The organism is Pseudomonas sp. MG-9 (assembly GCF_018729515.1).
In the GTDB taxonomy this organism is placed as follows: Bacteria; Pseudomonadota; Gammaproteobacteria; order Pseudomonadales; family Pseudomonadaceae; genus Aquipseudomonas; species Aquipseudomonas serboccidentalis.
The window spans coordinates 60475-84898 of sequence record NZ_JAHHZH010000001.1; the positions used below are offsets into that span (position 1 = coordinate 60475).

The 24424-nt window shown below is 61.3% G+C and carries 24 protein-coding genes; 11 read left to right on the forward strand and 13 right to left on the reverse strand.

The features are described 5' to 3' along the window. Positions 1–7: 7 nt before the first annotated feature. Positions 8–994 carry an aliphatic sulfonate ABC transporter substrate-binding protein gene (locus KKQ10_RS00340; RefSeq protein ID WP_215499613.1) on the reverse strand — a complete coding sequence of 329 codons (987 nt, stop codon included), beginning with the start codon at positions 992–994 and terminating at the stop codon, positions 8–10. 292 nt (positions 995–1286) lie between these two features. Here KKQ10_RS00340 and KKQ10_RS00345 point away from each other — a divergent pair, with 292 nt between their 5' ends. The 3 genes from KKQ10_RS00345 (at position 1287) to KKQ10_RS00355 (ending at position 3617) form a co-directional block, all read left to right on the forward strand. Continuing rightward, positions 1287–2234 (forward strand): ABC transporter substrate-binding protein, encoded by a 948-nt coding sequence (locus tag KKQ10_RS00345; RefSeq protein WP_215499615.1) that lies wholly within the window; start codon positions 1287–1289, stop codon positions 2232–2234. 132 nt (positions 2235–2366) lie between these two features. Beyond that, positions 2367–3266, forward strand: a complete 900-nt coding sequence (locus tag KKQ10_RS00350) for a polysaccharide deacetylase family protein (protein WP_215499617.1) — start codon at positions 2367–2369, stop codon at positions 3264–3266. Between the two features lie 108 nt (positions 3267–3374). Next, positions 3375–3617, forward strand: coding sequence for a DUF1652 domain-containing protein (locus KKQ10_RS00355; protein WP_127651447.1), 243 nt, complete (start codon positions 3375–3377; stop codon positions 3615–3617). A gap of 4 nt (positions 3618–3621) precedes the next feature. Here KKQ10_RS00355 and KKQ10_RS00360 read toward each other — a convergent pair whose 3' ends face one another. After that, entirely contained in the window at positions 3622–3984 is a 363-nt protein-coding gene (locus KKQ10_RS00360; RefSeq protein WP_215499619.1) for an NUDIX hydrolase, read from the reverse strand. 222 nt (positions 3985–4206) lie between these two features. Between KKQ10_RS00360 and KKQ10_RS00365 the strand changes: the two genes are divergently transcribed. Next, positions 4207–4404, forward strand: a complete 198-nt coding sequence (locus KKQ10_RS00365; protein WP_215499621.1) for a DUF2188 domain-containing protein — start codon at positions 4207–4209, stop codon at positions 4402–4404. A gap of 60 nt (positions 4405–4464) precedes the next feature. Here KKQ10_RS00365 and KKQ10_RS00370 read toward each other — a convergent pair whose 3' ends face one another. After that, positions 4465–4704 carry a hypothetical protein gene (locus KKQ10_RS00370; protein WP_027612987.1) on the reverse strand — a complete coding sequence of 80 codons (240 nt, stop codon included), beginning with the start codon at positions 4702–4704 and terminating at the stop codon, positions 4465–4467. Between the two features lie 185 nt (positions 4705–4889). On the opposite strand from KKQ10_RS00370, the gene KKQ10_RS00375 reads away from it, so the two are divergent. After that, positions 4890–5225, forward strand: coding sequence for a hypothetical protein (locus tag KKQ10_RS00375; protein WP_127651444.1), 336 nt, complete (start codon positions 4890–4892; stop codon positions 5223–5225). 75 nt (positions 5226–5300) lie between these two features. Then, a complete protein-coding gene (locus KKQ10_RS00380; protein ID WP_252191458.1) occupies positions 5301–5858 on the forward strand; it encodes a DUF6338 family protein in 558 nt (185 codons plus the stop codon). 191 nt (positions 5859–6049) lie between these two features. Here KKQ10_RS00380 and KKQ10_RS00385 read toward each other — a convergent pair whose 3' ends face one another. Continuing rightward, entirely contained in the window at positions 6050–6934 is an 885-nt protein-coding gene (locus KKQ10_RS00385) for a LysR substrate-binding domain-containing protein (RefSeq protein WP_127651443.1), read from the reverse strand. Positions 6935–7093: 159 nt separating this feature from the next. Between KKQ10_RS00385 and ydiJ the strand changes: the two genes are divergently transcribed. Next, complete coding sequence (gene ydiJ, locus KKQ10_RS00390) at positions 7094–10120, forward strand: D-2-hydroxyglutarate dehydrogenase YdiJ (RefSeq protein WP_215499623.1); 3027 nt, start codon at positions 7094–7096, stop codon at positions 10118–10120. Here ydiJ and KKQ10_RS00395 read toward each other — a convergent pair. Together KKQ10_RS00395 and KKQ10_RS00400 are read right to left on the reverse strand one after the other, a co-directional pair. Further along, on the reverse strand, positions 10053–10742 hold the full coding sequence (locus KKQ10_RS00395; protein ID WP_127651441.1) for a paraquat-inducible protein A: 690 nt from the start codon (positions 10740–10742) through the stop codon (positions 10053–10055). The two genes, ydiJ and KKQ10_RS00395, sit on opposite strands and share 68 nt — an antisense overlap. Beyond that, positions 10739–11335 carry a paraquat-inducible protein A gene (locus tag KKQ10_RS00400; RefSeq protein ID WP_127651440.1) on the reverse strand — a complete coding sequence of 199 codons (597 nt, stop codon included), beginning with the start codon at positions 11333–11335 and terminating at the stop codon, positions 10739–10741. Before KKQ10_RS00400 ends, KKQ10_RS00395 begins: the two co-directional genes overlap by 4 nt. Positions 11336–11548: 213 nt before the next feature. Between KKQ10_RS00400 and KKQ10_RS00405 the strand changes: the two genes are divergently transcribed. Then, positions 11549–12718 carry an acetyltransferase domain-containing protein gene (locus KKQ10_RS00405; protein ID WP_215499625.1) on the forward strand — a complete coding sequence of 390 codons (1170 nt, stop codon included), beginning with the start codon at positions 11549–11551 and terminating at the stop codon, positions 12716–12718. A 3-nt stretch (positions 12719–12721) separates the two neighbouring features. Here KKQ10_RS00405 and KKQ10_RS00410 read toward each other — a convergent pair whose 3' ends face one another. After that, the gene (locus KKQ10_RS00410; RefSeq protein ID WP_215499627.1) at positions 12722–13618 is read right to left on the reverse strand and encodes a LysR family transcriptional regulator; all 897 of its coding nucleotides are present in this window, start codon (positions 13616–13618) and stop codon (positions 12722–12724) included. Positions 13619–13722: 104 nt separating this feature from the next. On the opposite strand from KKQ10_RS00410, the gene KKQ10_RS00415 reads away from it, so the two are divergent. After that, on the forward strand, positions 13723–15258 hold the full coding sequence (locus KKQ10_RS00415) for an MFS transporter (protein WP_215499629.1): 1536 nt from the start codon (positions 13723–13725) through the stop codon (positions 15256–15258). A gap of 118 nt (positions 15259–15376) precedes the next feature. On the opposite strand, the gene KKQ10_RS00420 is transcribed toward KKQ10_RS00415, so the two are convergent. After that, positions 15377–16768, reverse strand: a complete 1392-nt coding sequence (locus KKQ10_RS00420) for an aldehyde dehydrogenase family protein (protein ID WP_215499631.1) — start codon at positions 16766–16768, stop codon at positions 15377–15379. 103 nt (positions 16769–16871) lie between these two features. Here KKQ10_RS00420 and ptrR point away from each other — a divergent pair, with 103 nt between their 5' ends. Continuing rightward, complete coding sequence (ptrR, locus tag KKQ10_RS00425; protein ID WP_215500366.1) at positions 16872–17750, forward strand: putrescine utilization regulator PtrR; 879 nt, start codon at positions 16872–16874, stop codon at positions 17748–17750. Positions 17751–17804: 54 nt separating this feature from the next. Here the strand turns inward: ptrR and KKQ10_RS00430 are convergent, their stop codons facing one another. Continuing rightward, positions 17805–19220, reverse strand: a complete 1416-nt coding sequence (locus KKQ10_RS00430; RefSeq protein WP_127651434.1) for a purine-cytosine permease family protein — start codon at positions 19218–19220, stop codon at positions 17805–17807. A 361-nt stretch (positions 19221–19581) separates the two neighbouring features. On the opposite strand from KKQ10_RS00430, the gene KKQ10_RS00435 reads away from it, so the two are divergent. Then, positions 19582–20493 (forward strand): LysR family transcriptional regulator, encoded by a 912-nt coding sequence (locus KKQ10_RS00435; RefSeq protein ID WP_215499633.1) that lies wholly within the window; start codon positions 19582–19584, stop codon positions 20491–20493. 21 nt (positions 20494–20514) lie between these two features. Here KKQ10_RS00435 and argE read toward each other — a convergent pair whose 3' ends face one another. From argE to KKQ10_RS00455, 4 genes are all read right to left on the reverse strand, one after another. Next, entirely contained in the window at positions 20515–21666 is a 1152-nt protein-coding gene (argE, locus tag KKQ10_RS00440) for an acetylornithine deacetylase (protein ID WP_215499635.1), read from the reverse strand. Continuing rightward, positions 21663–22340, reverse strand: coding sequence for a DUF1028 domain-containing protein (locus tag KKQ10_RS00445; RefSeq protein WP_127651431.1), 678 nt, complete (start codon positions 22338–22340; stop codon positions 21663–21665). Before KKQ10_RS00445 ends, argE begins: the two co-directional genes overlap by 4 nt. A gap of 119 nt (positions 22341–22459) precedes the next feature. After that, the gene (locus tag KKQ10_RS00450) at positions 22460–22876 is read right to left on the reverse strand and encodes a RidA family protein (RefSeq protein WP_003225869.1); all 417 of its coding nucleotides are present in this window, start codon (positions 22874–22876) and stop codon (positions 22460–22462) included. Between the two features lie 57 nt (positions 22877–22933). Continuing rightward, positions 22934–24253 (reverse strand): flavin-containing monooxygenase, encoded by a 1320-nt coding sequence (locus KKQ10_RS00455; protein WP_215499637.1) that lies wholly within the window; start codon positions 24251–24253, stop codon positions 22934–22936. Between the last annotated feature and the right edge of the window lie 171 nt (positions 24254–24424).

Below are 24424 nucleotides of genomic sequence, written 5' to 3' on the forward strand. Positions count from 1 at the left end.
TGGTGAATTACTGGCGGGCGACGGCTTGCTGCACGCCGCTGTCGAGCAACTGATCAATGACTTGATCGACATTCACCCCACGCCGCACCAATTCCTCGGAGACCAGAATCGGTGCCGCAGCCTTGGATGCCTGCACGTCGTTGGCGGTCAGTTGCGGGCTGCTCAGGTCGGTGCGCGACAGTTGCAGCCTGGCCACGTCCAGCGGCAGACCGGACTCTTTGGCGAGCAGCGCGGCGAACTCGTCAGGATTTTTCAGAGCCCATTGCCGGGCTTGCTCGTAGGCCTTGATCACGGTGTCGATGGTTTGCGGATGTTGCTTGGCGTACTGCTCTGTGACGCTGACCACGCCATAACTGTTGAACGCCGGGTTGCGATACAGCAAGCGCGAACCGGCCTGTACTTCACTGGCGGCCATGTGCGGATCGAGGCCGGCCCAGGCGTCGACGTCACCTTTTTCCAGCGCGGTGCGGCCATCCGGGTGCTGCAGGTGCACCAGCTCCACATCGTCTTTCTTCAACCCGGCCTGTTGCAGGCTGCGCAGGGTGAACAAGTAAGGATCGGTGCCTTTGGTGGCGGCGATTTTCTTGCCTTTGAGATCGGCGACGCTTTGATACGGCGAATCCTTGCGTACCACCAATGCCGTCCATTCGGCGCGGCTGTAGACGTAGACGGATTTGATCGGGCTGCCATTGGCGCGGCTCAGCACGGCGGCGAGGCTGGCGCTGGAGGCGAAATCGACGCCGCCGCTGTTCAGGTATTCCAGCGAACGGTTACTGCCCTGGCTGAGCACCCAACTGACTTTGGTCTGCGGCAGGGCTTTTTCGAGGAAGCCGAAATGCTTGAGGACCAGACTCACGGGGGAGTAATAGGCGTAATCCAGATGAACCTCGGCGGGCGCAGCCTCGGCGGCGTGAGCCAGCGGTTGAAGGCTCAGCGCCATGGCGCTGGCGATCAGCAGCGTTTTGAGACGGGAAAACGGTAAGAACGATGTCATGGGGCGCTCCGGCAAAGGCACTGTTTTTTATGTCAAAAAAGATATTTTTATCAGCTGCGTCCTGCATGAATGGAATATTGCAGGCTCTGTGCCATGTGCGCCGAAGCCCGTGTTTACGGGAGATTGACCAGATTTCACGGTGGGCAACTGTTGCCGGAACAACAGTGTGCCAAGGGACTGTTGCGCAGCGAACAGTGAGCATTCAGGGTGCTGAGCTTATGCATTAATCGAATTTAAAAATGGTTCATCAAGAGCGTTATGGTCTATGCGAAATCCCATCGCAGGACCCGCCATGAAGCTCTCCCGTTTTCTCCGCACCACATTGATTGCCGGACTGTTCGCCGCACCGTTCTCCTACGCCGCTGAGCCTTTGGTCCTGCATGTCGGTGATCAGAACTACTACAACATCCGCGCCTCGATAGAAGCCTCCGGTGTATTGAAAGACGCGCCTTACAGCGTCGACTGGAAGCATTTTCAGGCCGCTGCGCCATTGGCCGAGGCGTTACAGACCGGTTCACTGGATCTGGGCTTTCTCGGGGATTCGGGTTTTCTGTTTCTCGCCGCCAAACAGGCCCCGGTGAAACTGATCGGTGTGTCACGGCAAAACCCGGACACCATTGCGTTGCTGGTGCCGAAAGATTCACCGGTGAAAACCATTGCTGATCTGAAGGGCAAAAAGGTCGCTTATTGGCCTGGCGCCTGGAGTCAGCAATTGACCTTGCGCGCTCTGGAGCAGGGCGGTCTGCCGGAAAACTACGTCGACTTCGTCAAGTTGATGCCGATCGACGCGGCGGCTGCGTTGCCACAGGGCAGCATTGATGCTTTCCCGGTATGGGAACCGTACATCTCCCAGCAAATCGTGTTTTCCGGTGCGCGCCCGATTCTCACCGCGAAAAACCTGATGCCGGGCCTCAGCGCCATTGCCGCGTCCGCGCCGTCAATCGACCGCAAACGTGAAGCGATTGCCGATTTTCTCGGGCGTTTGAAGCAGGCCCGCGCCTGGGTCGACAGCCATACCGATGAGTACGCTGATCTGTGGGCGAAGAAGGCCAACCTCGATCAGCAGGTGTCGCGGCACTGGTTGCGCCAGGCGCACATGACCGTTGGGCCGGTGGATCAACAGGCTGCAACCGACCTGCAAAGCACCGCGGACTTCCTGTTCAAGGTCAAGGCATTGCCGGCGCCGCTGGCCACCGCCGGGATCATCGATACCTCGTTTCAACAGGTACTGGCTGACTGAGCAAGCGCCGGAACCAAAGCCTGTGTACCCTATCCAAACCTGGCTCGAATAGCCGGGCGCAGGGATGGATCAGGGCGAGGGAGTTTTTGCCGGACGACAACAGGGCCGCAACGGTCAGGTGCAAGGCAAAACATGAAATACGCGTTCAACCTTCTGTGTGCAGCGGCCATCGCGCTAGGTCTGGCCGGTTGCATCGCGGCCCCCGTCGAACTGACCACACAAACCGAAACCCGCCTCAAGGCCCAGGCGCCGGTGCGGTTTCTGCTGACCTACGATGACGGTCCCAGCGCCTCAAGCTTCTGGAACCCGTCAGCGACGGTGCTCGACAGCCTCAAGGTCAACCCGGTGCAACCGGACATCAAAGCGGTGTTCTTCGTCCAGACCCGCGCTCCCCGGGCCGGCAACAGTGAAATTGGCCGCAGCATCATGCGGCGCGAACATGCTGAAGGGCACATCCTGGGGTTCCACACCGCCACCCATTGGCACACCAATCATCGCTTGCTCGACCCGCAGGAACTGGAGCAGTCGTTGACCAACGGCACGGCCGACATCGCCGCAATCACCGGGGCTGCGCCGATCCTGCTGCGCCCGCCGTTCTGGAATTACGACAAGCGCACCTTCGCCGCCTATCAGCAGCATGGTCTGCACGTGCTGTTGACCGACTTGAGCGCCAATGACGGCAAGATCTGGGGCTTCAATGCCAGCCCCCGACGTCGGGCGAACATGTTGCGCCAGCTATCGGAGGTGCGCGAACGGATTGCCCTCGGCGAATTTCCCACCGTGGACGGGGTGATTCCGGTGGTGGTGACCTTTCACGACCTCAACCGCTATACCGCGCGGCATACCCGCGAATACCTGCAGATCCTGCTCGACAGTGCTGCTGCCACGGGTGTGAGGCTGGCGGACAAGCCGTTTTACGATGATCACGCGGCGCTGCAGAAAGCGGCGTTGGCGCGCACGGTTGAGCAAAGTTCGGAGCCGGTGCAGTTGCCGGGGATCTGGAACTGGATCTGGGACCACGATGCCCATTAAGGCTGCACCGCAAATGTGATCGGGTTGGCAGTTGCCAGGCGGCAGGGCGCCGGGGGCTCATCTATGCTCAACGGATCGACCGACTGATCGCCTGCGAGGCGTGCGCCCATGCTAGCCATTGCCGACATTTGCCGGATAGTCGAATCCGGCTTTCCGTCGCTTGAATGCGAATGCACACAAGTGGAGCAGGGACTGTTGCGGATCAAGGTGTATGAGCCTGAGTCCGGGCGAGTCGAACTGTTGCTTAATGGTGTGTCACCGGAACATCTGGTGACGATCCGCGACATTTCCAACTTCATTGGCGAATTGCGCGCCGAGATCAGCGCCGGACGTCGGGCATTCGCCGGTTGAAACCTCACAAGCGCCGCTGAAACGCCTGCACGATGCGTAACGTCGCGTCGCTGGTGGGCAGATTCTGCACGGCATCCAGCGGATGCCAGATGCATTCGATGATCTCGTTTTGCGGGCGCAACTGCTCAAGATCCAGCACTGAGGCCTCGTAGACATGATGCTGGGTGCTGCCGCTGTGCAATTCCATCAGGTACAGCATCTGCTCGGCATCCAGTGCGGTTTCTTCCTGCAACTCGCGCGTTGCTGCTCCGACTTTGCTTTCTCCGGGCTCGACCTTGCCGCCGGGTAGTGTCCAGCGACATCTGGGTTTGCGCACCAGGAGGACGTGTCGATCCAGTTCGCAAATGACGGTGGCGCGTACTTTCATCTGTTACCTGTTTGCCGCTTGTCATGAAAATGAAATAAAACTGCAATATCCGAGCCGGCCCGCGGATTAAAGGTTCCGTTGGGATTTGAGCGTCGGATCGAACAGAAAGTGCCAGCGCCTTGGCGCATCGCTGTCGCGACACCCGGTCGGCACACCGTTGCAAGCAGGGTGTAAGGTAAAAAGGTATGGCTGAATCAATCGTTGGCAGAAAAGGAGGTGCCCATGAGCGTTCCTGTACTGAACAAGATGCACATGAACGGCTACGACGTACTCAGCGTGAACAACGGCCCATGGCGGGTTTGTACCCAGGGCGACCGGCTTGCGTCGTTTGGTAGCAGAGAAGAAGCACTGGCTTACGCCGCATCGTTGCCGGGTTACAAACAACGCTCGGCGCGGGCGCGAAGTCACACCGAGCGTTGAAATCGTCGTAACGAAAGAGCCCCGGTGATTGCCGGGGCTTTTGTTGAGGGCAGGGTGTTGTCAGTGAACTTTGGTGCGGCTGATGGAGCGCGTCTTCACTTCCCTTGCATACAGTTGCAGCCGTTCTTCATCGCTTTGCAGCACCTCGCAAGACCTGAGTACCGCCTGGGCATCCGCTTCATTGCCGCTCTTGCGCAGTTGTTCGGCTATGCGCTTGAGGTCGACCGCCGACCATCTCAGATCCGATGCAACGGCTTGCAGGTCGCGCTGAAGTTCGTGTTCGTATTCGTTGAGCCGCATGATCACCTCCGGAACATTCTCGGTAGAACAGATTAGCTGGGATTTTTCATCGATGATGCGCAGCTCGTCTGTCACTGGGCCGAATGGATGTAAATGTTTGTCCAGATTCCCCGTTGGCGTGGTGCCACGATGGATGTGCACCCAGTTACAAGGTACATTCGCTTTTTTAAGATCAGAGAAACACCATGCGGATATGGATCGGGAGTTTGGCGTTGGCATTACTGGCTGGTTGCTCGTTGCCAGCATCGCTGGTGCCGGGCGAGCCTAATCTCAGCAAGACCAGCACCAAGGCGCCTAAAGATTATGCCGCGTGCTTGTTGCCGTTGTGGCAGCAGGATATTCCGAAGACCACGCAGACTGCGATCTCCAATGGCTATCGCATCACCGCGCCGAGCATCGTCACCGCCGACGAGATTCTCGACGTCATCAAGTACAAGGACGGCAGCCGCGTCTCCCTGTATCAGGGTCCCCCGTGGGCCAAGTCCGCGTCGTTGCGCAAGTCGGTGCGTGACTGCCTGTAACGCAAGGCTTCGGTGACAAAAGCCAGCTACAAAAAAGCAGAAACCGGAGCAACGGTTTCTGCTTTTTTTTGCGTTTTGCGGGGGTTGCTTAGTCTGGGGCGCGGATCTGATTTTGCATTCAAGCGACCTGACACGTTTGGGCAGATTGTGCAGGCGTTGATTTTTACGTTTGTGATTCACGCGGTGGTGTTGGGGATCGGGGCAATTGGCTTATGGATAGGCTCGAAGGGCTTTTCTGTAGGGCAATGGGATGGCAAAGCCAAGGCTATGTGGGCGTTTATTGTTTCAATGGGACTCGGCTTGTTGTCGTGTGCTCTGGCTTCGAACGACAAATTGCACAAATGGTTACGAAGTAAAAATGTAACGAATAAAAACTCTTATCCCAGCAAGTGGTACAGCACGTTTGTCCGCCACAATCGGCTGGTAACGCTGCATTTGACGGATGAAAGGCGATTGTTTGGCTGGCCCGTTGAGTGGCCTTCCGGCCCCCTGGAGGGACAGTTCATCATGCTGAATCCCGGCTGGCTGGGTGAGGATGGCGTGGCGTTGCCTTTTGGCGCCGAACTATTAGTGATAGATTCCTCGAAAGTTCAGTGGGTCGAATTCAGTGCTGTCGAAGAGGTTTCATCATGAGCGCAAAAGAGCCTACTCCCATGCCGCCTAGCGTCAGGCGCCTCTTTTATGGCCCAGACGGCAAGCTGCTGGCCAAGCCCCTCGTCAAAGGGCCGAGTGCGCCGCCACCGCTGAAGCGTCAGTACAGGGATTGACTGAACGCCGCTCATCGAGCGGCGTTTTGTTATGTTTTGCATTTGTGGGATCTCCGGTCAGAGCGTATCCACCAACCAATCCCGAAACGCCTTCAACGACGGCAACGCCTCGTTACGCGGCGGATACACCAGGTAATAGCTGCGTCGGCTGGTGATCGGTTGTCCCAATTGCAGCAACTCACCGTTGAGCAATTCATCCTCCACCAGAATCCGCGGCACCAGACCCACGCCAATATTGGCTCGCACAGCCTGAATCAGGTGCGAGGTCATTTCAAAGCTCGGCCCGATGCGCATGCTGCGATGCGGCAAGCCGTGATGCGTGAACCATTCCGCCCAGGCCTGGGCATTGCTGCTGACATTGAGCAGCAGCTGTCCGGCAATCCGTTGTTCAGCGTCCTGAACCTCGGCCGCTGACAACTGCGCGCTGGCGATCACCACCAGTTCTTCGGTGTGCAGGGGCAGGGCGGTCAGCCCTGGCCATTCACCGCCGCCGACACAGATTGCTGCGTCGATCTCACTGGTGTCGAAGTCGATCGCTTCGATACGCGAATGCAGGTGCACGGTCATGCCCGGGTGCGCGGTGTAGAAATCCTTGAGGCGTGGCAGCAGCCATTTCGAGCCGAAGGTTGGCAGCGTCGCCAGGCGCAGGCTGTGGATGCCCGAACCAAACGCCATGGCCTGCAAGGTCGCGCTGCGGATCTGCCCGAGGGCTTCGGCCAGTTCGCGCTGATACATGCGCCCGACATCGGTCAGCACCACTTGTCGGCCTTCGCGATTGAACAGGCGCATGCCGAGCATCTTTTCCAGAATCTGCACCTGACGGCTGACCGCGCTTTGCGTCAGCGACAGTTCATGGGCGGCGCGGGTGTAGCTTTCATGGCGCGCGGCGGCCTCGAAGGCCAGCAACAACGACATGGAAGGGGTGAGCGTTCGCGGATTCATTCGTTTTAGTCATGGATTACGGGTCGATTTTACGCTTGTCCCAACGGCGCCGAGCAATGAACATAAGCACCATGAGATGGCGGGAGCGTGACGCAATCATTCATTGCGCACAACTGTTCACCGCCACACGGCCCGTTTTTGACCGAGATTTCCTGACCGATGATTGCCCAGCTGTCGCCCGCCACCGCATTGACTGCCGATTACCAGCAGTTCCTCAACGCCCTGAAAGCCAGTGGCTTTCGCGGCGAGATCAGTGCCGATTACGCCAGCCGCGTGGTGCTCGCCACCGACAACTCGATCTACCAGCGCCTGCCGCAAGCGGCGGTGTTCCCCGTGGACGCCGAGGATGTGGCGCGGGTCGCACGACTGATCGCCGAGCCGGCTTACCAGAAAGTGGTGATCACCCCGCGTGGCGGCGGCACCGGCACCAACGGTCAGTCGCTGACCGATGGCCTCGTTGTCGACCTGTCGCGGCACATGAACCGCATTCTGGAAATCAACGTCGAAGAGCGCTGGGTGCGGGTGCAGGCCGGGGTGGTCAAGGATCAACTCAATGCCGCACTGAAATCCGCCGGGCTGTTTTTCGCCCCGGAGCTGTCGACCTCCAACCGCGCCACCGTCGGCGGCATGATCAACACCGATGCCAGCGGCCAGGGCAGTTGCACCTACGGCAAGACCCGAGACCACGTGCTGGAACTCGACATGGTCCTGCGCGGCGGCGAGCGCCTGCACGGCGCAGCACTGGCCGAAGACGAGCTGGCCGCGCTGTGTGCCCGCGAAGACCGGGTCGGCGAAGTCTACCGCTGCGCACGGCAGATCATTGATGAGCAGGGCGAACTGATCAAACAGCGCTTTCCTGATCTCAACCGCTGCCTGACCGGCTACGACCTGGCGCACCTGCGCGAGGCGGACAATCGCTTCAACCTCAACAGCGTGTTGTGTGGCGCCGAAGGCTCGCTCGGGTTTGTGGTCGAGGCCAGGCTCAACGTGCTGCCGATCCCCAGACACACCATGCTGGTGAACATCCGCTACGCCGGGTTCATGGACGCATTGCGTGATGCCCGCGCGCTGATGGCGCTCAAGCCCTTGTCGATTGAAACCGTCGACTCGAAAGTGTTGCTGCTGGCGATGCAGGACATCGTCTGGCACGGCGTCGCCGAATACTTCCCGGAAAGCGCCCAACGGCCGACGCTGGGGATCAACCTGGTGGAGTTCTGCGGTGATGACCCTGAAGACCTGCAGCGCCGGGTCAAAGCCTTCCTCGACCACCTGAGCAGCGACGTTACGGTTGAACGCCTGGGGCATACGCTGGCGGTCGGGCAGGCGGCGGTGAACAAGGTTTACGGCATGCGCAAACGCGCGGTGGGCCTGCTCGGCAACGTTGCCGGTGAAGCGCGGCCGCAGCCGTTTGTCGAGGACACGGCGGTGCCGCCGCAGCACCTGGCCGAGTACATCGCCGAGTTGCGCGAGCTGCTCGACAGCCACGGTTTGCAGTACGGCATGTTCGGCCATGTCGATGCCGGCGTGTTGCATGTACGGCCGATTCTCGACATGAAGGATCCGCAGCAAGCGGCGCTGGTGCGGCCGGTGTCCGATGGCGTGGCGGCGCTGACCCAGCGCTACGGCGGCCTGTTGTGGGGTGAGCACGGCAAAGGCCTGCGCTCGGAATACGCGCCTGCGTTTTTCGGCGAGTTGTACCCGGCGCTGCAAGCCCTGAAAGCCGCGTTCGACCCGTTCAACCAGTTCAACCCGGGCAAAATCGCCACCCCGGCCAACACCGATGCGCAGCTGTTGAAGATCGACGAGGTGACCCTGCGCGGCGAGCTGGATCGGCAGATCGACGAAAAAGTCTGGCAAAGCTACGGCGCGGCCCTGCATTGCAACGGCAACGGCGCCTGCTACAACTTCGACCCCGACGACGCCATGTGTCCGTCGTGGAAGGCCACCCGTGAGCGCGCGCAATCGCCCAAGGGCCGTGCATCGCTGATCCGCGAATGGCTGCGTTTGCAGGGCGAGGCGGGCGTGGATGTGCTGTCCGATGCGATCCGCCGGCCGGCATTTTTCAGCAGTTTGTGGACGCGCTGGCGCAACAGCCGTCGCCAGGACGCAGACTTTTCCCACGAGGTTTATGACGCCATGGCCGGTTGCCTGGCGTGCAAATCCTGCGCGGGGCAGTGTCCGGTCAAGGTCAATGTGCCGGAATTCCGTTCGCGCTTTCTCGAGCTGTATCACACCCGTTATCTGCGTCCGGCGCGGGATTATCTGATCGCCTCGCTGGAGTACAGCATCCCGTACATGGCGCGGGTTCCGGCGCTGTACAACGGTTTGATGGGCGCATCGTTGGTCCGCAACCTGCTGGAGCGTCTTGGCGGGATGGTCGATGTGCCGTTGCTCAGCCGCTTTGATTTCCACGCGGCGCTGCGTCGCTGGAATGTGCAGCCGGCGACGGTCTCGACTTTGTCGTCGCTGACCCCGGCGCAACGTGAGCGCAGTGTGGTGCTGGTGCAGGATGCGTTCACCCGTTACTTCGAGGCGCCGCTGCTGGCGGATCTGCTGGAGCTGATTTCGCGGCTGGGCTATCAGGTGTATCTGGCACCGTTCAGTGCCAACGGCAAGCCGCTGCATGTGCAGGGCTTTCTCTCGGCGTTCAACCGCGCGGCATTGCGCAATGCGCAGCAACTGCGTGAGCTGGCCGACGTTGGTGTGCCGCTGCTGGGGCTGGACCCGGCGATGACCCTGGTCTATCGCCAGGAATACCTGAAAGTGCCAGGCCTGCAGCAATGCCCGGAAGTCGCGCTGGTTCAGGAATGGTTACTCGACGTGGTGCCGAAGCAGGCCAGTGCCGACGCGACCCAGACATTCCGTCTGCTGGCGCACTGCACCGAGAAAACCAACGCACCGGCTGCCACCCGGCAGTGGGAGCAGGTGTTTGAACGGGTCGGGTTGAAACTGGCGACCCAGGCCACCGGTTGCTGCGGCATGTCCGGCACCTACGGCCACGAGGCGCGCAACCGCGAAACGTCGGCGGTGATCTACGCGCAATCCTGGGCCAGTCAGGTCCAAGCGCCGGCCGAGCGCGGTGAGGCGCTGGCCACGGGTTACTCGTGCCGCAGTCAGGTCAAGCGCCAGTCGGATCAGGCGTTGCGCCATCCGTTGCAGGTGTTGCTGGAGGTGGTGCGTCGCTGAGCGGCTCGTCGTCCGGGGCGTTGTCCCAGATCAGCCGCGGATCGAAACTCATCGCCGAGAGCATGGTGAACACTACGACCAGGCCGAAGAACAGGATGCCCGGTCGTGGTTCGATGTCGCCCAGCGCCTGGAATTTCACCAGCGCCGCGACCAGTGCGACCACCAACACGTCGAGCATCGACCAATAGCCGATCAGTTCGACGAAACGAAACAGCTTCGAACGCTCACGGCGCGCCCAGTCACTGTTGCGCTGCACGGTGATCAGCAGCAGCGTCAGGGCGACGAACTTGATCCCCGGCACCGCGATACTGGCGATAAAGATGATCAGGGCGATGTCCCACGCGCCACTTTCCCAGAACTCCAGCACGCCGCTCATGATCGTGCTGTCGGCGCCGTTGCCGAGCATCACGGTGTTCATCACCGGCAGCAGATTGGCCGGCACATAAAACGCCAGCGCGGCGAACATGTACGCCCAGGTGCGCGTCAGGGAGTTGATCTTGCGTCGATGCAGTGGCGCCTCGCAACGCGGGCACTCGTGGGGTTCGTCGGTCATGTCGCAGGCCAGTCCGCAACTGTGGCACAGGCACAGGTTGAGTTCGCCGGCGGTCGGTGGTCGCTTCATAGAATGTCCCACAAATCACGAATATCGCGGCCGGCGATGCGGATCATCATCAGGCTCAACACCGCCAGGGCGAACAGGCCGATGCCCGGCAGCACATCGAGCAGCCCGGCCAGTTTGAACACCGCGACCATCGCCCCCAGCAGACAGACTTCAAGCATGCTCCACGGGCGCAGCGTTTCCAGCCAGCGCATGCACAGCTTGAACCCCGGTGCACGCCGCGAGGACAGGGCGAAACTCAGCACCCAGATCAACAGCACCAGTTGAAACGCCGGGGCGATGATGATCGAAATCGCCGCCACCATCGCCATGAACGTGATCGGCCCCTGACTCAGCGCCAGCACCGAATCCCACAGCGTCGCGCTGTTTTTCAGGCCCTTCATGCTGATGCTCATCACCGGGTAGAAATTGGCGAACAGCCAGAGCATTGCCGCGGTGAAACTCAGGGCCAGGCGTTGCTCGACGGTCAGACCGTTGTAGCGCTGCAGCACGCCACCGCAACGCACGCAGGCGGTTTTCTGGTGTTTGGCGAGCACGACTTTTTCGTACACGCAATCGCAGTGCTCGCAGATGATCAGGTGTTCGGTCTGGGTCATGGACAACGCTCGACAGCAGGCGCAAAGGGCAGAGGGCGCCTGATCACTATAGAAGCCCGACGTGATTGGGCAAATGACGGCTTCAGCGGTTTTTTTGAGAACCAGTAGCGTTTGGCTTGGGCTTCGATTGTTAATGTTATAGAGTAACGCGAATTTTTCGGGGGGCGTGCGGTTGCGCTCACTCCGGTTCATCCATTCGATGGCGAAATGTCCATGACGATTGCGTTTGCTCGCTCCACCCCGGCGCCGACCGGCCGCCTGCTGTCCATTGATGCGTTAAGAGGTCTGGTCATCCTGTTCATGCTGCTGGACCATGTGCGCGAGACGTTTCTGCTGCACCGTCAGGTGTCCGACCCGATGGACATCGCCAACACCGAGCCGGCGTTGTTTTTCAGTCGCACGCTGGCGCATCTGTGCGCACCGGTGTTCGTGTTTCTGACCGGCCTGTCCGCGTGGCTGTTTGGCGAGAAGTACGCGGGCAAGTCCGACGTGAGTGCCTTTCTATTCAAGCGTGGACTGTTTCTGGTGGTGCTGGAATTCACGCTGGTGAACTTCGCGTGGACCTTTCAGTTGCCGCCGAGCGTGATCTATCTGCAGGTGATCTGGGCGATTGGCCTGAGCATGATCGCGTTGTCATTGCTGGTCTGGCTGCCGCGCTGGCTGCTGCTGACGCTGAGCCTGGCGATCATTGCCGGGCATAACCTGCTCGATGGGCTGCATTTCGCGCCAGCGTCAGCGCTGCATGTGCCCTGGGCGATTCTGCATGACCGCGGCTGGATAGAGGCCGGTGACAGCTTGCGCTTGCGCACCTCGTATCCGCTGTTGCCGTGGATCGGCGTGATCGGCTTGGGTTATGCGCTGGGCCCCTGGTTCGCCCGCATGGCCGAGGCCGGGATCCGTCAGCAGTGCCTGTTGCTGGCTGGTTTCGCCGGACTGTTGGGGTTCCTGGGGCTGCGGCTGCTCAACGGTTACGGCGAACAGCCTTGGGCGGTTGAAGACACGACCGTGCAAACCCTGATGTCCTTTTTCAACATCACCAAGTACCCGCCATCGCTGCTGTTCATCACGCTGACGTTGAGCGTGGGCCTGCTGTTGCTGCGGGTGTTTGAACGGCTGCAGGCACATCGCTGGATTCGCTGGCTGTGCGTTTTCGGTTCGGCGCCGATGTTTTTCTATCTGCTGCACCTGTACGTGCTGAAGGTGCTGTATCTGATTGCCGTGGCGCTGTTCGGCCTTAACCACGGTAGCTATTTCGGTTTCGATTCAGTGCCGGCGATATGGCTGGTGTCGGTGCTGTTGGCGCTGGCGCTGTACCCGGCAGTGCGCTGGTTCTCGGCGCTGAAGGCGCGTCGTCGGGACATTGTCTGGCTGAAATATCTGTAAGCCCTAGTGGCGACTGCGCTCGCGCGCGAAGTCGATAAAAGCCTTGAGCGGCGCCGGTACATGGCGCCGGCTCGGGTAGTACAGATGCAGGCCCGGATAGTAAGGGCACCAGTCGGCCAACACCTGAATCAGACGCCCCGATGCCAGGTGTTCGCTGACCATTTCATCGAACACATACGCCAATCCCAGGCCTTGCAGCGCAGGGCCGACCATCAAGCTGACGTCGCCGAGGATCAGCGGGCCGTTGACGTCGATTTCCTGGGCAATGCCATCACGTTCGAACTCCCAGCGATACATCGTGCCACTGGGGTAGCGGTGGCGAAGGCAGGGCAAGTCGTGCAGATCTTCGGGTTTTTGCGGCGCAGGATGGCGTTCAAAGAATGCCGGCGAACCGACCACCACCGACCGCATCGCCGCGCCAATCGGCAGCGATACCATGTCGGCCTCCAGCCGATCGCCAAAGCGCACGCCAGCATCAAATCCGCCGGCGACGATATCCAGTAATGCATCGCTTTCGACCACTTCCATTCGAATGTCCGGGTACGTCTGCAAGAACTCGCTGGCAATCGGCAGCAATACCAGTTCGCACGCCTGGCGTCCGCAGGTGATGCGCAGGTTGCCCGTGGGTTTGTCGCGAAAATGGTTGAGGTCTTCCAGTGCATCGTCGATGTCGCGGAACGCCGGTTTCAAGCGTGCGTTCAGGCGCTCACCGGCCTCGGTCAACGCCACGCTGCGGGTGGTGCGATTGAACAGACGCACACCGAGGCGATTCTCCAGTGCCTTTATCGAATGGCTCAGGGCTGAAGGGGTGAGGCCAAGTTCGACGGCGGCCTTGCTGAAATTCAAGTGTTGCGCCGTACAGAGAAATACTGAAAGGTCTGCTGCTGAGGGCGATTTCATCTGTGAATTCCTTTCACAAAGTCATGAAAAATTGATGGGATTATCACATCAGTAGCACAGCCTTAAAGTCGCAGCCTGGCAATTTTTTTATAAAGGATGAGTTCATGACAACTGTCACTCAACAGCAAGGAGCGCGTAACAAGCTGCTGATCCTCGCGGCGGTCTGCCTGTCGGCACTGGTACTTCCCTTGAGTTTTACCGGTGGCGCGGTGGCGACGCCCGCCATTGGCCGTGATTTGGGCGGCAGTCCCGTTGCCCTGACCTGGATCACCAATGCGTTCATGTTGTCGTTCGGCAGTTTGCTGATGGCGGCGGGGGCGTTGGCCGATGTCTATGGGCGAAAACGCCTGTTCACCTTCGGCATGTTGCTGTTCACCGCAGCATCGATTGCCCAGAGCCTGGCACCGTCGGTGGGCTGGCTGGATGGGCTGCGTGCGGTGCAGGGCGTGGCCGGTGCTGCGGCGTTGGCCAGCGGCTCAGCGTCGTTGGCGCAGGAATTCGAAGGCCATGCGCGGACCCGTGCGTACAGCGTGCTCGGCACCACATTCGGCATCGGTCTGGCATTCGGGCCGTTGGTGGCTGGCGCGTTGATCGAGGCGTTCAACTGGCGGGCGATTTTCGTCTTCACCGCGCTGATCGGCGTGATCGCCATGGTCTTTGGCCTGCCACGCATGCGCGAAAGCCGCAACCCGGATGCCATGGGGCTGGATTGGCCGGGCACGATCACCTTCAGCACGATGCTGGCGCTGTTCACCTTCGGCGTGATTCAGGCCCCGGAAAGCGGTTGGGGCAGCCCGCTGGTGGTCGGTCTGCTGAGTGCTTCGGCATTGTTGCTGGCGTTGTTCGTGATGATCGAAATGCGCGTCAAGCACCCGATGCTCGATCTGAGCCTGTTTGGTTATCCGCGCTTCATCGGCGTACAAATGCTGCCGATCGGCACCTGCTTTTGCTACATCGTGCTGGTGGTGATGTTGCCATTGCGCTTTATCGGCGTGGAAGGCTTGAGCGAAATCGACGCCGGCCTGCTGTTGCTGGCGCTGTCGGCGCCCATGCTGGTGGTGCCGATGCTGGCGGCGTCGATGACCCGGTTTGTCTCGGCGGGGATCTTGTCGGGGATTGGTTTTCTGATCGCTGCATTGGGGTTGCACGGCTTGAGCCTGTACAACGTCGGCGAGCCGAAATTCGCCTTGGTCATGGCAATGGTGTTGATCGGGACTGGCACCGGTTTGCCGTGGGGCTTGATGGATGGTCTGTCGGTCAGCGTCGTACCGAAAGAGCGCGCGGGGATGGCGGCGGGGATCTTCAACACCGTGCGAGTAGCGGGTGAGGGCATTGCGCTGGCGGTTGTGGCCGCTGTGCTTGCCTCGCTGTTGCATACCGATCTGGCCAGTGCAGTGGCAGGCAGTGTCGATGCCGCGCTGATTGCCGAGACCGCGCACCGGGTCACCACAGGGGACATGGCGCATGCGATCAACACGGTTCCGGGGCTGGCCAATGAGCGTCTGGTGCAGGGGTATGCTTCGGCGTTTCAGTACCTGCTGCACATCCTTACGGTGATCACCCTGGCCTCGGCGGTGGTGGTGCTCGGGCTGTTGAGCAAGGGGCGGACGGTTACCGAAGCGCAACAGCAAGCGACCTGACACCCTGTAGGCGCTGTCGAGTGAAACGAGGCTGCGATCTTTTGATCTTGATCTGAAAAATCAAAATCAAAAGATCGCAGCGTGCCGCAGCGCCTGCAAGGGAAGGTGATGTCCCGGGTTATTTGCGATCCAGCCACACGGTCTGCGCGTTGCAGAACTCGCGCACGCCGAAGTGCGACAGTTCACGGCCGAAGCCGCTTTTCTTCACGCCGCCGAAGGTCACGCGCGGGTCGCTGGCAGAGTAGCCGTTGATGAACACCCCGCCGGTTTCCAGTTCGCTGGTCAGTTGCTGGGCCAGTTGCACGTTGGCGGTGTAGATCGTCGCGGTGAGGCCGAAGTCGCTGTCATTGGCCAGGGCCACGGCGTGGGCGCAATCGCGGGCGGTGATGATCGACGCCACCGGGCCGAACAGTTCCTGTTTGAACGAGGTCATACGGTCGGTGACGTCGGCCAGCACTGTCGGCTCATAGTAGTTGCCCGGGCCTTCGGCCTTGCCGCCGCCGAGCAGCAGGGTGGCGCCTTCTTCGAGGGTGTCGCGCACTTGCTGATCGAGTTCGTCACGCAGATCGAAACGTGCCATTGGACCGATGTAGGTGTCAGCGGACAGCGGATCGCCGACCTTCAGCTTGCGGGTCGCTTCGACGAATTTTCGGGTGAATTCCTCGACCACGCCTTCTTCGATGATCAGGCGTTTGGCCGCAGCGCACACCTGGCCGGAGTTCTGATAGCGGCCGATGACGGCGGCTTGGACGGCTTCGTCGAGATCGGCGTCATTGAGCACGATGAACGGGTCGGAACCGCCCAGTTCCAGCACGCATTTCTTCAGCGCGGCACCGGCCTGGGCACCGATGGCCATGCCGGCGCGCACGCTGCCGGTCAGGGTCACGGCGGCGATACGCGGGTCGGCGATGGCGCTGGAAACGCCTTCGGGGGTGACGTTGATCACTTCAAACACGCCATCAGCGAAACCGGCGTGCTTGAAGGCGTCGCGCAGCAGGTAGGCGCTGCCCATCACGTTCGGCGCATGCTTGAGCACGTAGGTGTTGCCGGCGATCAGCGCCGGGACCGCGCCGCGTAGCACTTGCCAGATCGGGAAATTCCATGGCATCACCGCGAGGATCGGGCCGAGCGGACGGTACTCGATCCGCGCTTTGCCACCTTCGACTTGGGTCGGCTCGGCGTCGAGCATGGCCGGACCGTTTTCCGCGTACCACTCGCAGAGCTTGGCGCATTTCTCGATTTCGCCACGGGCCTGAGCGATCGGCTTGCCCATTTCCTGGGTGATCATGGTTGCCATGGCTTCGGCGCTGTCACGCAGTGCGCCGGCCAGTGCGCTCAGGGCGCGGGAGCGGTCTTGCAGCGGCTTGCGCTTCCACTTCGAGAACCCGAACGCGGCGCGGGTCAGCGCAGCGTCGAGGGCCTCCGCCGACTCAAAGGCGTAGTGGCCGATCTGCTCGCCGGTGGCGGGGTTGATCGAGATGGCGTGGGTCTGGCTGGAAATCGGGCTCATGGCTGGCTCCTGCGAGTTCAGTGGATGGGCCTAGAGTAGGGTGGCGTTTGTTTTCTGGAAACTGAATAATACAGATCGTTTCTTTCACGATTGGAGAATGACTGTGGATCTGGTGCAGCTGGAAATCTTCAAGGCCGTTGCCGAGCACGGCAGCATCAGCGCCGCCGCGGTGCAGATCCATCGCGTGCCGTCGAATCTGACCACGCGGATCAAACAGCTGGAGCAGGATCTGGGCGTCGACCTGTTCATCCGCGAGAAAAGCCGTCTGCGTCTGTCGCCCGCCGGCTGGAGTTTTCTTGAGTACGCCCGGCGCATTCTCGATCTGGTGCAGGAGGCCCGGGCCACCGTCGCGGGTGAAGAACCACAGGGCGCGTTTCCCTTGGGGTCGCTGGAAAGCACGGCGGCGGTGCGTATTCCTGAACTGCTGGCGGCGTACAACCAGTTGCATCCCAAGGTCGACCTGGACCTGTCCACCGGCCCCTCCGGGACGATGATCGACGGCGTGCTCTCCGGGCGATTGGCGGCGGCGTTCGTCGATGGCCCGGTGCTGCACCCGGCCCTCGAAGGCGTGCCGGCGTTCGAGGAAGAAATGGTCATCATCGCGCCGCTCAATCACGCTCCGGTGCAGCGCGCGGCGGACGTCAACGGCGAGAACATCTATGCGTTCCGCTCCAATTGCTCCTACCGGCACCATTTCGAAAAATGGTTCAGTACGGATGCCGCCGTGCCCGGCAAGATCTTCGAGATGGAGTCCTATCACGGCATGCTCGCCTGCGTCAGCGCCGGGGCCGGGCTGGCGCTGATGCCGCGCAAGATGCTGCAGAGCATGCCCGGTAGCGCCACGGTCAGTGTCTGGCCGCTGACGGCGGATTTTCGTTATCTGACGACGTGGCTGGTGTGGCGACGGGGCACGGTGTCGCGTAGCTTGAGCATGTTTGTGCGTTTGCTCGAGGAGCGCGGTGTGGTGCGCGCAGACGCCTGATTGACGCAAGGGCACGAAGACGATGCCGGAGCTTCTTTTGTCATCCGGACACAGTCACAGACTGCCCACCAGTTTCCCGCCCATCATCCGCCGCCGATAGGCGCTGTCACGATTGGCCAGCCAGAAATACAGCGGGGATGTTACCAGCAGGCCCACCAGCCACGACAGGTCGGCGCCGTTGATGTGCGCCGACACCGGGCCGACGTACAACGGGGTGTTCATGAACGGGATCTGCACCGCGATGCCGATCGCATAGGCCAGCAGCGCCTGCGGGTTGTAGCGCCCGTAGATGCCGCCGTCGACCTGGAAGATCGACTGGATGTCGTACTGGCCTTTGTGGATGGCGTAGAAGTCGATCAGGTTGATTGCGGTCCACGGCACCAGCACGACCAGCAGCACCAGCACCATGTCGACGAAGTGGCCGATGAAGTCCTTCGACGCGCCGACGGCGGCAAAGCAGCAGGCCAGCAGGACGATGATCGAAATCACCGCACGGCTTTTCGCGGTCGGGATCCAGCGGTAGGCGAAGGTCTGCACCAGGGTGATCAGCGACAGCACCGCGCCGTACAGGTTGAGGGCGTTGTGGCTGATCACACTGAGCAGAAACAGCACCAGCATCAGCGGGCCGATGGAACCGGTGGCGAGTTTGACCGCATCCATGGTGTCCATGCCCACGGGTGTCGCGAGGACGGCGACGGCACCGAAGATGAACGCCAGACTCGAACCCAGCGCCGAACCCAGATACGTCGTCCAGAACGTCGATGAGACTTTGACGTCGGCCGGCAAGTAACGCGAATAGTCGGACACGTAAGGGGCAAACGCGATCTGCCACAGCGCGGCGAGCGACACGGTGGCAAGCCAGCCGGAGAGGTTGAAACCGCCCCGGGTGAGGAAGTCATCGGTTTGAACATGGGTGAAGATGTAGCCGAAACCGACGACGATGCCGATCCCCAGCACCCAGGTGCCGATGCGGTTGAGCACGTGAATGAAGCGGTAGCCGATGATGCCGATGATCCCCGAACCGAGGGCGCCGATGACGATGCCGACCGGCACCGGCACGCTGTCGACCACGCCATGCAGCGACTTGCCGGCGAGGACGATGTTGGAGGCGAAGAAACCGATGTACATGACGCCGGCAATCAGCACCACCAGCAACGCGCCGAGGGAGCCGAATTGCGCGCGGCTCTGGATCATTTGCGGAATGCCCATTTGCGGGCCTTGTGCCGAGTGCAGCGCCATCAGCACGCCGCCGACCAGATGGCCAACGAGAATCGCGACGATGCCCCACAGCAGATTCAAGTGAAACAACTGCACGCCCAGCGCGCCGGTCACGATCGGCAACGGCGCGATGTTGCCGCCGAACCACAGCGTGAACAGATCCCTGACCTTTCCGTGGCGATCTTCGGGGGGCACGTAGCCTATCGTGTGTTTTTCAATGAGCGGGGCGGACGTTGTTGCAGAGGTGGACATGACGAACTCCAAGGCAAGGATGAGTACGTGGACGTACTTCGGTAAGCGCCGGCACGAACGGCGCATTTCTTGTTGAAGCGATCATGTGCAAAGGCCGGGGATAGATAAATTAGTAAGTTTGTTGCTTCAGACCTTAAAAAATATATGCCCCGGGTCCGGGGGCTGTCCGGTATGTTCAGCCGTGATCAACAACAAAAACTTTCAGGGGCGAACCCTTTCCTGTGGCGAGGGAGCTTGCTCCCGCCGGGCTGCGAAGCGGCCCCAAAAACCGCACCACGCCCCCTGTTGCGGTGAGTGCTGCGCACTCAAGCGGGAGCAAGCTCCCTCGCCACAAGCGTCGTCTCACTTGCAGAGGTTTTATATGGCTGCCTACAACCTGCGCCAGCTCAAGTACTTCGTCACCACCGCCGATTGCGGTAGCGTCGCCGAAGCCTCGCGCAAGCTCTATATCGCCCAGCCGTCGGTGTCGACTGCGATCAAGCATCTGGAAGAAAGCTTCGGTGTGCAGTTGTTCATTCGTCATCACGCCCAGGGCGTTTCGCTGACGCCCAGCGGTTCGCGCTTTTATCGCAAGGCGCTGGAGTTGCTGCGGGTGGCGCATGAGTTCGAGCAGAACGCGCTGGCTGACAATGATGTGGTGTCGGGGCAGATCGATATCGGCTGCTTCGAAACGGTGGCGCCGCTGTACCTGCCGCGCCTGATCGCCGGTTTCAAGGCGCGCTGGCCGGGAGTGGAAATTCGTATTCGCGATGGCGAACAACAGGAACTGGTGCAGGCACTGACCGCCGGCAGCATCGATGTGGCAATGCTGTTCGAACACGACCTCGACACCACCATCGACACCGCGCCGCTGATGCCGCCGCAGCAGCCTTATGCCTTGCTGCCGGCCGACCATCGCTTTGCGCAACAGGCGAAAGTCTCGCTGCACGATCTGGTGCTGGAACCGATGATCCTGCTCGACGTGGTGCCGAGCCGCACCTACTTCGTAAGCATCTTCGAAGAGCGCGGACTGACCCCGCACATCGTCTTCAGCTCGCCGTCGATCGAGATGGTGCGCGGCATGGTCGGGCGCGGTTTCGGTTTTTCGATTCTGGTGACCCGACCGTTCGGCGAGTACACCTACGACGGGCAGAAAGTGGTGTGCGTGCCGCTGGCGGAAAACGTGACCGGCTCGGGCTTGTCGGCAGCCTGGTTGCGTCGGGTGCAACTGACCAAACCGGTGCAGTTGTTTGTCGATCATTGCCGCGAGGAACTGGCTCGACTGCACGCCTGAGCCAGCGCCCCTCGACGATGTTCAGTGACGGATCGAGGTCAGCATCCGTTGCAGCATCGCATCGCAGGCATCGAGTTGCGCACGACTGACAAACTCATCGGGTTTGTGCCCCTGGTCCATGCTGCCGGGGCCGCAGACCACGGTGGCAATACCCGCCGCATCGAACAGCCCACCCTCGGTGCCGAACGCCACGGTACCGAACTCCCGAGAACCGCAGAACGCCGCAATCAGCTCCGCTGCCTGACTCTGTGCATCGGTGGCCAGGCCCGGATAGGCCGACAGCTCCCTGAAGCGAATCGCGCTGTGCTCACTCACCGCACGCATGCGCGGCAGCACTTGCTGCTCGGCGTAGGCCTGCAACTGCTGCGCGACCCGCGCCGGATCCTGCGAGGGCAGGGCGCGGATTTCGAAGTCGAAGCGGCAATCGGCGGGGACGATATTCAGCGCTTTGCCGCCACTGATGACCCCGGTCTGCACCGTGCTGTAGGGCGGGTCGAAACGCGCGTCCTGATGCTCCGGCGCTTGCAATTGCTGGCCGATACGCCCCAGCTCGCCGATCAGTTGCGCGGCGTACTCGATGGCGTTGACCCCCAGCGGTGCATACGCCGAATGACACGGATGACCGTGCACGTCGCAGCGCATCGCCAGTTTGCCTTTATGGCCGAGTACCGGTTTGAGCTCGGTGGGTTCACCGATGATGCACAGCAACGGTTTGACCGGGCGGCGCTCCAGTTCGGCGAGCAGCGAGCGCACACCGAGGCAGCCGACTTCTTCGTCGTAGGACAGGGCGATGTGCACTGGCATGCGCAGCGTTGTTTGAACCAGCGTCGGCACCAAGGCCAACACGCAGGCGATGTAGCCCTTCATGTCCGCCGTGCCGCGCCCGAACAACTTGCCGTCGTGCTCGCTGAGTTCGAACGGCGCAACGGTCCACGGCTGACCGTCGACCGGCACCACATCGGTGTGCCCCGAGAGCACGATGCCCGGTTGATCGGCCGGGCCAATCGTTGCGAACAGGTTGGCCTTGTTGCGCTCGGCGTTGTAGATCAGCTCGCACGGCACGTCTAAGCCAGTTAGGTAATCACGCACGAATTCGATCAACTGCAGGTTGGATTCGCGGCTGGTGGTATCGAACCCTACCAGCGTCTTGAGCAACGCGACGCTGCTGCTCATCGATCGTCTCCGGCGACGCCATAACCCGGCGCTTTGGCCGGATCGAGGGCGCGGTCAATGTAGTCCTGCAACTGTGGCTGATAGGCGTCCCAGAGTGTTTGCAGCTGGCCGATCGGGTCTTCGTCAGCCCAGTCGACCCGCAAATTGACGATCGGCCAGGTCTGTTCACCGACCACCACCACGGCCGCCGAATGCACTGGTCCGGCTTCGCCACCGAGGGCCTGTGCAGCGTGCAGAGCCTTGAGCAAACGGTCGGCCAGTTGGCCTTCGCCGTCCTCAAAGGCACTGACCATCGCCTCGATCACCGCACGCCCGGCGAGCATGTTGCCGGCGGCTACGCATTGTTCCCCGGAGACCGCGTTGTGTACGCCGAGGGTTTGTGCACCGCTGAAATGCGCGGTCTGGCCGAGGTGGTTGATCGCGGTGATCTGCCGGTACTGGCTGTAGCCGTTGCGGGTCAGCACTTGGTCCAGCGCAGCGTCGGGCGCCAGGCCTTGCTCCATCAGCGCGAGGACTTCCGGGCCGAGCGACGGCAGGGTGATGTTCTGGCTCGACACCGCGCCGACACCCGGCAGCAACCACGGGCAGCGCGCGCCGACGGCGATGCTGGAGGAACTGATGGCGACACCGAACTGGCCGGTTTCGGGGCAACGGGCTGCGATTGAAAAGGTCATGGTCTAACTCCTTGTGTGTCTGGGCTGGCCTCATCGCGAGCAAGCTCGCTCCCACCGTTGGAATGCATTCCCCTGTAGGAGTGAGCCTGCTCGCGATAGCCGCGACTCGGTCTGCCGACTTACTCTGGAATCACCGCCACCACATCAATCTCCATCAGCCACTGCGGCTGCCCCAGTGCCGACACCACCAGCCCGGTGGAAATCGGGAACACGCCTTTGAGCCACTTGCCGACTTCCTGATACACCGGCTCGCGGTAGCGCGGGTCGATCAGGTAGGTGGTGGTCTTGACGATGTGGCTCATGTCGCTGCCGGCTTCTTCGAGCAATTGTTTGACGTTGCGCATCGCCTGTTCGGCCTGTGCGCGCGGGTCACCGAGGCCCACCAGATTGCCGTCGAAATCGGTGCCGACCTGACCCCGCACATACACCGTGTTGCCGGCGCGCACGGCCTGGCACAGGTCGTTGTCCAGGGTCTGGTTAGGGTAGGTGTCCTTGGTGTTGAACATACGGATGCGGGTGTGGGTTGGCTTGCTCATGTACAGCTCCGGACAGTGGCGGCGAGGTGCGCGGAGCACCGCCGCGAAAGAGGGAAATCAAGCGTCGACGGTGTCGGCGGCTTTGGTGTTGGCGCTCGAATGCAGGGCCGCTTCACGCTGCTCGGCATCTTGGTAGTCGAGGTATTTGCGCTGGGTGGCGATGTGGTCGGCCACGTGTTTGGCGTCGTGCCAGACGCCCCAGATGAACGACGAGCCGCGCCGCGACTGCCATGGCAGCCCGAGGAAATACACCCCCGGCTCACTGGACACGCCGCGCTGATGCTGTGGTTTGCCCTTGTCATCAAACGCTGCGACCTGCAGCCAGGAATAATCCACGGCGAACCCGGTGGCCCAGATGATCGAGGTGATGCCGGCCTTGGCCAGGTCCAGATCGATCAGCGGATTTTTCACGCATTCGGGATCCGGATAGGTCTCGCGCGCTTCAGGTTCTTGCGGCAGGTCGAGACCATTGCGCTCGACGTAAGCGTCAGCAGCATCCAGCAGGGCGAGATAGTTTTCGTCGCCACGCTTGAGGTTGTCGCGCAGGTCCTGCTTGAAAGTCACCACGCCGTTGTTGAACGCCTCGGTCACGCCGACCAGGGTCATGCCGCGATGGGCCAGGCCACGGAAGTCGATGGTGCGCCCGCCATGGGCACCGCTGACCGCGATGGTCACGTGCTCGCGACCGGGTTTCATCGCCGCCTGATCCCACTCGCCGAGCACCCCCAGCCACCAGCAGAAATCCCGGTTGCGATAGGCACGCGGCGGACGGTCGTGAGCGCCGACCGAGAGGTAGACCTGCTTGCCGGAACGCTGCAGTTCATCGGCGATCTGCACGCCGGACGAACCGGCACCGACCACCAGCACCGCGCCTTCGGGCAGTTGCTGCGGGTTGCGATAGTCGGCGGAATGGATCTGCAGCAGGCGTGGGTCTTGGGGGGCGATCGGCGGGATCACCGGACGCTGGAACGGGCCGGTCGCCGCGACCACGCGGTTGGCCTCGATCACCCCTTCGCAGGTCTCGACGGTGAAACCCGGACGACCGACATTGCGCACCACGCTTTTGACCTCGACGCCGGTACGGATCGGCGCATTGAATTTCTTCGCATAGGCTTCGAAGTAGTCCGCTACGCGCTCCTTGGGAGCGAAGCCGTCGGGATCGACATCATCGAATTCCAGCCCGGGAAAGCGGTCGTGCCACGCCGGACCGTTGGCCACCAACGAGTCCCAGCGCCCGGTGCGCCAGCGTTCGGCGATGCGGTTGCGTTCCAGCACCAGGTGCGGCACACCGAGTTTGCTCAGGTGCTCGCTCATCGCCACACCCGCCTGTCCGGCCCCCACGACAAGCGTGTCTGTTTTTATTATTTCAGTGCTCATTTCTACATCCTTCCTGGCAAGGCAAGTGGATTCGGATCGCTTCAGGCTTGTCCGTTTTGCTTGCGGTCAGACTAGGCAGGAGGGGGGTATCGGTAAAATATTATTAAGCTGGGATGTGAAGATAAAATTCTGATGCAACGTGCTTGAGAGCTTACAAACAAAGGTCTTCGG

Bases quoted from the DNA above. Each gene is read 5' to 3' on its own strand.
- KKQ10_RS00340 (WP_215499613.1), bottom strand. From the start codon at position 994: ATGACATCGTTCTTACCGTTTTCCCGTCTCAAAACGCTGCTGATCGCC.
- KKQ10_RS00345 (WP_215499615.1), top strand. From the start codon at position 1,287: ATGAAGCTCTCCCGTTTTCTCCGCACCACATTGATTGCCGGACTGTTC.
- KKQ10_RS00350 (WP_215499617.1), top strand. From the start codon at position 2,367: ATGAAATACGCGTTCAACCTTCTGTGTGCAGCGGCCATCGCGCTAGGT.
- KKQ10_RS00355 (WP_127651447.1), top strand. From the start codon at position 3,375: ATGCTAGCCATTGCCGACATTTGCCGGATAGTCGAATCCGGCTTTCCG.
- KKQ10_RS00360 (WP_215499619.1), bottom strand. From the start codon at position 3,984: ATGAAAGTACGCGCCACCGTCATTTGCGAACTGGATCGACACGTCCTC.
- KKQ10_RS00365 (WP_215499621.1), top strand. From the start codon at position 4,207: ATGAGCGTTCCTGTACTGAACAAGATGCACATGAACGGCTACGACGTA.
- KKQ10_RS00370 (WP_027612987.1), bottom strand. From the start codon at position 4,704: ATGCGGCTCAACGAATACGAACACGAACTTCAGCGCGACCTGCAAGCC.
- KKQ10_RS00375 (WP_127651444.1), top strand. From the start codon at position 4,890: ATGCGGATATGGATCGGGAGTTTGGCGTTGGCATTACTGGCTGGTTGC.
- KKQ10_RS00385 (WP_127651443.1), bottom strand. From the start codon at position 6,934: ATGAATCCGCGAACGCTCACCCCTTCCATGTCGTTGTTGCTGGCCTTC.
- ydiJ (WP_215499623.1), top strand. From the start codon at position 7,094: ATGATTGCCCAGCTGTCGCCCGCCACCGCATTGACTGCCGATTACCAG.
- KKQ10_RS00395 (WP_127651441.1), bottom strand. From the start codon at position 10,742: ATGAAGCGACCACCGACCGCCGGCGAACTCAACCTGTGCCTGTGCCAC.
- KKQ10_RS00400 (WP_127651440.1), bottom strand. From the start codon at position 11,335: ATGACCCAGACCGAACACCTGATCATCTGCGAGCACTGCGATTGCGTG.
- KKQ10_RS00405 (WP_215499625.1), top strand. From the start codon at position 11,549: ATGACGATTGCGTTTGCTCGCTCCACCCCGGCGCCGACCGGCCGCCTG.
- KKQ10_RS00410 (WP_215499627.1), bottom strand. From the start codon at position 13,618: ATGAAATCGCCCTCAGCAGCAGACCTTTCAGTATTTCTCTGTACGGCG.
- KKQ10_RS00415 (WP_215499629.1), top strand. From the start codon at position 13,723: ATGACAACTGTCACTCAACAGCAAGGAGCGCGTAACAAGCTGCTGATC.
- KKQ10_RS00420 (WP_215499631.1), bottom strand. From the start codon at position 16,768: ATGAGCCCGATTTCCAGCCAGACCCACGCCATCTCGATCAACCCCGCC.
- KKQ10_RS00430 (WP_127651434.1), bottom strand. From the start codon at position 19,220: ATGTCCACCTCTGCAACAACGTCCGCCCCGCTCATTGAAAAACACACG.
- KKQ10_RS00435 (WP_215499633.1), top strand. From the start codon at position 19,582: ATGGCTGCCTACAACCTGCGCCAGCTCAAGTACTTCGTCACCACCGCC.
- argE (WP_215499635.1), bottom strand. From the start codon at position 21,666: ATGAGCAGCAGCGTCGCGTTGCTCAAGACGCTGGTAGGGTTCGATACC.
- KKQ10_RS00445 (WP_127651431.1), bottom strand. From the start codon at position 22,340: ATGACCTTTTCAATCGCAGCCCGTTGCCCCGAAACCGGCCAGTTCGGT.
- KKQ10_RS00450 (WP_003225869.1), bottom strand. From the start codon at position 22,876: ATGAGCAAGCCAACCCACACCCGCATCCGTATGTTCAACACCAAGGAC.
- KKQ10_RS00455 (WP_215499637.1), bottom strand. From the start codon at position 24,253: ATGAGCACTGAAATAATAAAAACAGACACGCTTGTCGTGGGGGCCGGA.